At 66.0% G+C, this 8476-nt stretch carries 8 protein-coding genes and 1 pseudogene; 3 read left to right on the forward strand and 6 right to left on the reverse strand.

Annotated features, from left to right (window positions below; genetic code table 11):
• Positions 1 to 62 precede the first annotated feature (62 nt).
• The 6 genes from IT540_RS12270 to IT540_RS12295 form a co-directional block, all read right to left on the reverse strand.
• Complete coding sequence (locus IT540_RS12270) at positions 63 to 830, reverse strand: rhomboid family intramembrane serine protease (RefSeq protein WP_291178001.1); 768 nt, start codon at positions 828 to 830, stop codon at positions 63 to 65.
• Between the two features lie 85 nt (positions 831 to 915).
• The gene (locus IT540_RS12275; RefSeq protein WP_291178004.1) at positions 916 to 1683 is read right to left on the reverse strand and encodes an SDR family oxidoreductase; all 768 of its coding nucleotides are present in this window, start codon (positions 1681 to 1683) and stop codon (positions 916 to 918) included.
• A 162-nt stretch (positions 1684 to 1845) separates the two neighbouring features.
• Positions 1846 to 2940 carry a TRAP transporter substrate-binding protein gene (locus IT540_RS12280; protein WP_291178007.1) on the reverse strand — a complete coding sequence of 365 codons (1095 nt, stop codon included), beginning with the start codon at positions 2938 to 2940 and terminating at the stop codon, positions 1846 to 1848.
• A 20-nt stretch (positions 2941 to 2960) separates the two neighbouring features.
• Positions 2961 to 4286 (reverse strand): TRAP transporter large permease subunit, encoded by a 1326-nt coding sequence (locus IT540_RS12285; protein ID WP_291178011.1) that lies wholly within the window; start codon positions 4284 to 4286, stop codon positions 2961 to 2963.
• Positions 4283 to 4792 carry a TRAP transporter small permease subunit gene (locus IT540_RS12290; protein ID WP_291178013.1) on the reverse strand — a complete coding sequence of 170 codons (510 nt, stop codon included), beginning with the start codon at positions 4790 to 4792 and terminating at the stop codon, positions 4283 to 4285. Before IT540_RS12290 ends, IT540_RS12285 begins: the two co-directional genes overlap by 4 nt.
• A gap of 432 nt (positions 4793 to 5224) precedes the next feature.
• Positions 5225 to 5995 (reverse strand): alpha/beta hydrolase, encoded by a 771-nt coding sequence (locus IT540_RS12295; protein WP_291178016.1) that lies wholly within the window; start codon positions 5993 to 5995, stop codon positions 5225 to 5227.
• Between the two features lie 303 nt (positions 5996 to 6298).
• Here IT540_RS12295 and IT540_RS12300 point away from each other — a divergent pair, with 303 nt between their 5' ends.
• The 3 genes and pseudogenes from IT540_RS12300 to IT540_RS12310 all read left to right on the forward strand — a co-directional run.
• Positions 6299 to 6790 (forward strand): Rrf2 family transcriptional regulator, encoded by a 492-nt coding sequence (locus tag IT540_RS12300; protein WP_291178019.1) that lies wholly within the window; start codon positions 6299 to 6301, stop codon positions 6788 to 6790.
• Positions 6787 to 7902, forward strand: a complete 1116-nt coding sequence (locus IT540_RS12305) for a cysteine desulfurase family protein (RefSeq protein WP_291178022.1) — start codon at positions 6787 to 6789, stop codon at positions 7900 to 7902. The genes IT540_RS12300 and IT540_RS12305 overlap by 4 nt, the downstream gene beginning before the upstream one ends.
• Before the next feature lie 53 nt (positions 7903 to 7955).
• Positions 7956 to 8476 (forward strand): annotated as a pseudogene (locus IT540_RS12310) (Fe-S cluster assembly protein SufB); the annotation flags it as partial.

The following is an 8476-nucleotide window of genomic DNA, read 5'->3' on the forward strand; positions in this document are numbered from 1 at the left end:
GCAGGGGGACCGGGCCTTACAAGTCCCTTACAAAGCGCGACAGGATTGCGGCCGCGATCCCGCTAGCGTCGCAACCACCACGACAGCCAGCGCATCCAGACGGTCCACGGCCAGAGCGCCGAGCGGGTCGCCGCCGTGGCGTCCTCCAGCGGGTTGGCAGGCGGCGCCGTGCGCGGAAGCAGCAGCCACCCGGCGACGAAGCCGCCGATGTGCGCCCACCAGGCAATGCCGCCCGCGCCCGCCGGAAGCGCGAGGGAGCCGGCCGCCTGCATGAGCTGGGTCAGGAACCAGAGGCCGGCGAAGACCAGCGCGGGCATCATGAAGAATACAGGCACGACGACGATCGGCTGCAGGATGTTGACCCAGGCGTAGGGGAAGCGGCGGGCGTAAGCGGCGATGACGCCGGCGATGGCGCCCGACGCACCGAGCGCCGGCACAGGCGACGAGACGTTGAACACGAAATGCAGGGCCGAGGCGGCCAGGCCCGAGACCAGGTACAGCGCCAGAAAGCGCCCCGGCCCCAGCCGGTCCTCGAGCGCGGGGCCGAAGACCCAGAGCACCCAAAGGTTCGAGAGGATGTGCATCACCCCGCCGTGCAGGAACATGTTGGTGAGGAACGGCGTCAAGTCCCAGCGGCTCAGCCCATGGGCGGCCGCCCAGGCGCCGTCCGTGTATCGCGCGGGGACAAGCGCGTGAGCGGAGAGGAACGTATCGGTCGCCGGCACGGAGAGCGTCATCTGAGAGAGGAACGCGGCCACGCAGAGCGCGATCAGCGTCCCGGTGGCCCAGGGCTTCGCCGTGTAGGGAATCGTGTTGTTGGTCGGGATCACGGGCGCAGCCTCGAACGCATCGGCGGAGGCGATGGTATGCGGAGCCGGCCCCGTCCTTCAACGGGGACCGATGGCGCAGACCGCGTCAGATCGCCGTGAAGCCGTTGTCCACGAACAGGTGCGCGCCGTTGATGAAGCTCGCCTCGTCGCTGGCGAGAAAGAGCGCTGCCTTGGCGACCTCCTCCGGCTCGCCGATGCGGCCCTGCTGGGCGGCGATGGCAGCGTCCGACACGTCGACGCCGGCCGCCTGCAGCTCCGCCACCTCGCGCAGCCCGTGCGGCGTGCGGATAAAGCCCGGGCAGACCGCGTTGCAGCGGATGTTGCGGTCGCGGAACTCGACGGCGATGGCGCGGGCGAACATGTGGCAGGCGCCCTTGGTGGTGTCGTAGAGCACCTCCATGGGGGTCGCGGCGACGGCGGAGATCGATGACGTGCAGACGATGGCACCGCCGCCGTTCGCGATCATCTGCGGCAGCACCGCTCGCGTCATCAGGAACATGGAGCGGACGTTGACGGCGTGCAGCATCTCCCACTCGTCGAGCGTGGTCTCGAGGAACGGTTTGATGACGATGGTGCCGGCGTGATTGAACAGCGTTGTCACGGTGCCGAAGCGTTGAGATACGCCTTTCACGGCCTCCTCGACCTGGCGCTCGTCGGAGACGTCGGCGGCGAAGACGGCAGCCTCGCCGCCCGCCGCGGCGATGGCAGCGGCGGTCTCCTCGGCTGCGGTCTTGTTGCGGTCGACAATGGCGACCTTGGCGCCCTCCGCCGCGAAGAGACGCGAGGCGGCGCCGCCCATGCCGGTCGCACCGCCGGAGATGATCGCAACCTGGCCTTCAAGGCGTCCTGCCATCCGGTCTCTCTCTATCGCGCCTGCGGCCAAGATGGTCTCCCTCCCCCTTGTAGGGAGGGGAAGCCCTCTGGCCAGCGTCTGAACTCCCCTCCCAACCTCCCCCACGTCATGTCGGAGACATGCCTTCGCCATGATGGGGAGGAGTGAGCGAGAGAGAGAACCTTAGGCGGCGGCGTAGATGCCGCCCGCCTTCTTGAGCAGCCCGTTGTATTCCCTGAAGACGTCGATGACCTTTTTCTTCACCTCGCTCTCGGCGGCCACCTCGTCCCAGAACTTGAGAGCGGCGGCCTCGACGGTCGCCCATTCCTCGTTCGGGATGCTGGTCAGCTTCAGCTTGTCGCCCGTGGCGCGCAGCTTGGCCTCGCCGCCCCAGTACCAATAGTTGCGATAGTGGTGGCAGGCGTCCACGGACGCGAGCCAGAGCTGCTGCAGATGCGGAGGCAGCTCCGCCCACTTCTTCTCGTTCACGAACCACGAGCCGATCCAGGCGCCCGACATGTTGTTGGTCAGGAAGTGGTCGGTGACGTCCGCCCAGCCCACGGTGTAGTCCTCGGTGATGCCGGACCAGGCCATGCCGTCGAGCTCGCCAGTCTGCACCGCGACCTGCACGTCCTCGTAGGGGATCGACACGGGCACGACACCGAACTGCGTCAGAAACCGCCCCGCCGTCGGGAAGGTGTAGAGCCGAAGCCCGTCCAGGTCCTTGAGCGTGTTCAGCGCCTTCTTGGTGTTGAAGTGGCAGGCGTCCTGACCGCACGCGGACAGCCAGACGACGCCACCGGCCTTCTTGTATTCCGCGCGCCAGATGTCTCCGAGGCCGTACTGCGCGAAGAGCACGGGCACGTCCATGAGATGCTTGGTCGCGAACGGGAAATAGCCGCCGAAGATCGCGACCTCGACGGGCGCCGCCATCGAGTCGTCGTCGGAATGGACCGCATCGATGGTGCCCGCCTGCAGGGCGCGGAACAGCTCGCCGGTGGGCACGAGCTGATCGGCGTAATAGAGCTCGATCTCGGCCTCGCCCTTGGCGATCTTGTTGAAGTGGTCGACGGCGGGCTTGGTGACGTGGGGGCCGAGCGCGGCGCCGGCGTAGGTCTGCAAGCGCCATTTGATGGGCGTCGACTGCGCCTTGACGTAGGGGGCACCGATGGTCGTCGCGCCCGCGACGCCGGCCGTCATGGCGCCGGCCTTCTTCAGAAACTCGCGCCGGCTGCCGGCCTTCGTGCCCGTCTTCACTTTCGTCTTGTCACCAGTCATCGTCCAAACTCCTCTCTGGATTACTTGGAATAGACGTAGTTCGGAAGCCACGTGGCGATCTCCGGGAACACTCCGATGATCACCAGCGTCACCAGCATGATTCCAACGAACGGAAAGACGGAGCGATAGATGTCCGGCAGCGTGATCTCGGGCGGCGCCATGGCGCGCATGAGGAACAGGTTGTAACCGAACGGCGGTGTCAGATAGGCGATCTGGCAAGTGATCGTGTAGAGCACGCCGTACCAGACGAGATCGAAGCCGAGCGAGCCCGCGAGCGGAATGAAGAGCGGCGCCACGATGACGAGCATGGCCGTGTCGTCGAGGAACATGCCGAGGACGAGGAAGGTCACCTGCATCAGGATCAGTACCTGCCACGGCGTGAGCCCGAGATCGGCGAGGAAGAAGCGCTCGATCGATTTCACGGCGCCAAGGCCGTCGAACACCGCACCGAAGCAGAGCGCCGCCATGATGATCCACATGAACATGGCGCTGATGCCGAGCGTCTTGCGCGTCGTGTCGTGCATCACTTTCCATGTCAGGCGGCCGCGGAGGGCCGCTGCTAGAACGGACGACAGCGCACCGACGGCCGAGCTTTCGACGAGGCTTGTGACGCCGGTCAGGAACAGGCCGGTCATGGAGAAGAAGATGACGAGCGGGAGGATTCCGGCACGCAGCAGGCTGAACTTTTCGCTCCACGTGATCTGGTCGCGCTCCTCCTTCGGAAGCGGCGGGCCGAGGCTCGGCTGCCACCAGCAACGGATGACGATATAGAGAATGAAGAGCGTCGCCATCAGCAGGCCAGGGAAGACACCGGCCATCCAGAGATTGCCGACCGGCTGACGCGCGATCATGCCGTAGAGCACGAGCACGACGGAGGGCGGCAGCAGGATGCCGAGCGTCGATCCTCCTTGGATCACACCGGTGACCATAACCTTGTCGTAGCCGCGACTGAGGAGCGCGGGCAGCGCGATCGTCGCGCCGACGGCGAGGCCGGCAACGCTCAAGCCGTTGATGGCCGAGATGATGACCATCATCAGCATGGTGCCGACGGCAAGCCCGCCGCGCACCGGCCCCATCCAGACGTGGAACATGCGGTAGAGGTCGTCGGCGATGCGCGACTCCGCCAGCATGTAGCCCATGAACACGAACATGGGCAGCGTCAGCATCGGGTACCACTTCATCAGCTTCATGGCCGACGAGAAGGCCATGTTCGACGAGCCGTCGCCCCACAGCATCATGGCGGCCGCGACGCCGACGAAGCCGATGACGGCGAAGATGCGCTGCCCGGTGAGCATCAGCAGCATCATCGTGGAGAACATCATGAGCGCGATCAGATCGTAGCTCATGAAAGGGGCTCTCCCTTGGCCGTCGCCCAGTCCTTGAAGAAGATGGCGATCGCCTGCAGCAGCGTGAGCAGGATGCCGAAGGTCATGACCGCCTTGATCGGCAGCATGTAGGGGCGCCAGGCGGAGTAGCTGCGCTCGCTGTACTCATAGGCATAATACGTGCTCGCGACGCCCCCGAACAGCAGGACGGCGAGGAAGAAGATCAGCGTGAGATCGGTAACGACGTCGACCTTGGCCTTCTTGCGCACCGGCCAAGCGCCATAGAGGAGGTCCATGCGCACATGCTCCTCGGTCTGGAGCGTGTAGGCGCCGCCGAGCAGGTAGTAGGCGACCATGACGAACTGCGCCATCTCCACCGTCCAGTTGGACGGGAGAAAGAACACCTTCATGAAGGAGGCGTAGAGCAGGATGCCGAGAAGGGCGAAGATCAGGTACATGGCGAAGAGGCCCGTGTACCAACTCGCTGCATCCACCCATCTTACGTAGGTCTTTATCGCATTGGGCACGCGGGCACTCCATCGTGCGAGGCTCCGCCACCGCGGCACGCGGCCTCGCTTGGACGCTGCCTTGCCGGGCGCGCCTCCGGCAAACGCGCCTTGCCCTCCGCTCCGGAGGATGCACGGCACCGTCACACCGCGTTTGCGCTATTGCCCTCAATGTCCCTACGGACACCCGTCTACGGCAACATCACCTGCAGTCGTTCCAGAACCTCAACATCGCTGTCAATGAGGAAAAAGATCACCCGTTGATTTGTGATCACAAATTCATCACTCCGCGCGCGCTGCGCCGCGAAATTGATTAACGAGCGCGCATTCTGATGCCGTCGATGCGCGCGACCGAAAAAAGAAGCGGCCGTCCGCTGGCGGACGGCCGCTCATGCATTGGCCTCAAGGCGTTGCTGTCCAGGATCGGCGCTCTCGATGAGCGCCCGGACGGCGCTACTCGTCGTCGCCCTCGTCGACTTCGGCTGCGCCGCTCGCGGCTTCCTCACGCTCACGCTCGCGCTCCCGCTCGCGGGCCGCCTCGCGCTCCTTCTCGCGCTCCTTCTGCGTCTCGCGGTCCTTGACCGCCTTCTCGAGCCGCATGTCGAGGTAGCGGCCGACGACGGCCTCGAGCTCCTGCGTCTTGTCCTCGAAGAAGTGGTTGGCGCCAGGGATGATCTCGTGGTCGATCTTGATGCCGCGCTGCGTCTTGAGCTTGCCGGTCAGCTCGGCGACCGACGCCGACGGCACGACGCGGTCCTTGTCGCCGTTGAGCATCAGACCCGAGGACGGACAGGGCGCGAGGAACGAGAAGTCATAGAGGTTGGACGGCGGGGCGACGCAGATGAAGCCGTCGATCTCCGGACGGCGCATCAGGAGCTGCATGGCGATCCAGGTGCCGAACGAGACGCCGGCGATCCAGCAGTACTTCGCATCCGGCTTCACCATCTGCAGCCAGTCGAGAGCCGAGGCCGCGTCCGCCAGCTCGCCCGGGCCGCCGTCCCAGAAGCCTTGGCTGCGGCCGACGCCGCGGAAGTTGAAACGCAGCACCGAAAAACCCCGCTGCGCGAACGTGTAGTACAGGCTGTAGACGACCTGATTGTTCATCGTGCCCCCAAATTGGGGGTGCGGATGCAGGATAAGCGCTATCGGGCTATCGGCCGCGGGCTCGTGGTGGTAGCGGGCTTCGATGCGGCCCGCAGGCCCATTGATGATCAGCTCGGGCATCTAGGTCCTGTTCGTTCGAATTTCGTGGGAGTGCCGGGCCTGAAGCGGGGGCGCATAGGCCCGTGAACACGCGTCATCCAAAAATCACGGGATCGTGCCTAAGAGAATGCTTGATTTCCCCGCTCGGAATTTTCATATTCGGGTTACAAGTTTAGAACAATTCGAAAGAACGCCACCCCTCGGGCGGTCGACTTTCGGGCTCAGCCCGGCGTGTGAGGCGTCTCTTAGCACACGGGGGGTGGTTCGATGCAAGCGGTAAGCACCCTCGCAGGCCAGGCCTGCGCAACAACGCGGTGACGGTAAATGGAACTCAACACACGCGGCCGCTACGCGGTCATGGCCATGGCCGACCTTGCAAAGCATGGAAACGGCGGCTCGGTTCCGCTGTCGGCGATCGCGCAGCGCCAGCACATCTCGCTCGACTACCTGGAGCAGCTTTTCCTGAAGCTCCGCCGCGCGGGATTGGTCGAAAGCGTGCGGGGCCGGCATGGCGGCTACAAGCTCGGGCGGTCGCCGGGCGAGATTTTCGTGGCCGAGGTGATGACTGCGGTCGAGGAGGGCACGCGCATGACGCGCTGCTTCGGAGACCAGTCGGCCGGCTGCCTCGGCGAGAGCCGGTGTCTCACGCACGATCTTTGGACCGCGCTCGGCGAGCAGATCGAAAGCTTCCTCGGCGGCATCAGCCTCAAGGACGTGATCGAGGGACTCCCCGGCTCGACGCGGGTCGCGGGCGTGGCGCAGCGCGCGCCGTCCGTCATGCCGTCCGTGGCGACCCTGGAGGGGCCGACGCAGTGAACGCGCGCCGCACATACCTCGACTACAACGCGACGGCGCCACTCCGGCCCGAGGCGCGTGCGGCTGTCGTGGCGGCGCTGGACGTGTTCGGCAACCCCTCGTCCGTGCACGCCGAGGGCCGGCGCGCGCGGGCGATCGTGGACGAGGCGCGTGAGGCAATCGCGGCGCTGGTCAACGCCGAGGCGAGCGAGGTGGTGTTCACGAGCGGAGCGACGGAGGCCAACACATGGGCGCTCTCGGCGCCGTGGCAGTGGATCGCCTTCGCGGGCATCGAGCACGATTCCGTTCGCGGCCCGGCCGTCGAGATCGCGGCGGCGCGCGGGGCGGTTGCGGTTGAGCTTCCGGTTGCGCGCGACGGCGCCGTCGACATTCCGCTGGACGGAGACGGCAACGGGCTGCTGGTTGCGCTGCAGATGGCGAACAACGAGACGGGCGTGCTGCAGGACGTAGCGACAGCCGGCCTCAAGGCGCTTGCGTACGGCGCGCGCCTCCACTGCGACGCGGTGCAGGCGCCGGGCCGCATCGCGATCGATTTCAAGACGCTCGGCGCGTCCACGCTCAGTCTGTCCGCCCACAAGATCGGCGGACCGAAGGGTGTCGGCGCACTGGTGGTCGGCAGCGGCGTGCCGCTTCCTCCGCTCTTCACGGGCGGCGGGCAGGAGCAGCGCCGGCGCGCCGGAACCGAGAACGTGGCGGCCATTGCCGGCTTCGGCGCCGCGGCCCGGGCCGCGCTCAAGGACCTCGACGGCGCGCCACGGCTGGCCGCGCTGCGCGACAGGCTCGAGGCAGACGTCAAGCACGTTACTCCGGAGGCCGTGATCGTCGGCGCCGATGCGCCGCGGCTACCCAATACGTCGTCCATCGCGCTGCCCGGCGCGTCGGCCGAGACGCTGGTGATCAAGATGGACCTCGCCGGCATTGCGGTCAGCGCGGGCGCGGCGTGCTCGTCGGGGAAGGTCGGCGAGAGCCACGTGCTCAACGCCATGGGTCTTGCGCCCGAGATCGCGTCAAGCGCGATACGCGTCAGCATCGGGCCGGAGACGACGGAAGACGATATCGCGGCGTTCGTCGCCGCATGGAAACGCATTTGCGGCGCGTCGCTCGCCGCGTGAGCTTCGGTGAAAAGTCGCGGCCTCGGCGGGCCGCACGTCAAAGGTGGATGTGAATGGCTGCAGTTCAGGAGACGATCGACCAGGTCAAGAAGATCGACGTCGATCAATACAAGTACGGCTTCGAGACCAAGATCGAGACGATCAAGGCGCCGAAGGGCCTCAACGAGGACATCGTCCGCTTCATCTCCGAGAAGAAGGGCGAGCCCAAGTGGATGCTCGACTGGCGGCTCGAGGCCTATGCGCGCTGGCGCAACATGGTGGAGCCGACCTGGGCCAAGGTCAGCTATCCGAAGATCGACTTCGAGAACCTCTACTACTACGCGGCGCCGAAGGGTACAGACGGGCCGAAGAGCCTCGACGAGGTCGATCCGGAGCTGCTCGCCACGTACGAGAAGCTCGGCATCCCGCTCAAGGAGCAGGCGGTGCTGGCAGGCGTTCAGGGCGCGCGCGTGGCGGTCGATGCCGTGTTCGACAGCGTGTCGGTCGTGACGACCTTCAAGGATGAGCTGGCCAAGGCCGGCGTCATCTTCTGCTCGATCTCGGAGGCGATCCGCGAGCATCCGGAGCTGGTGAA

This window comes from Hyphomicrobium sp., assembly GCF_020852195.1.
Lineage (GTDB): Bacteria > Pseudomonadota > Alphaproteobacteria > Rhizobiales > Hyphomicrobiaceae > Hyphomicrobium_C.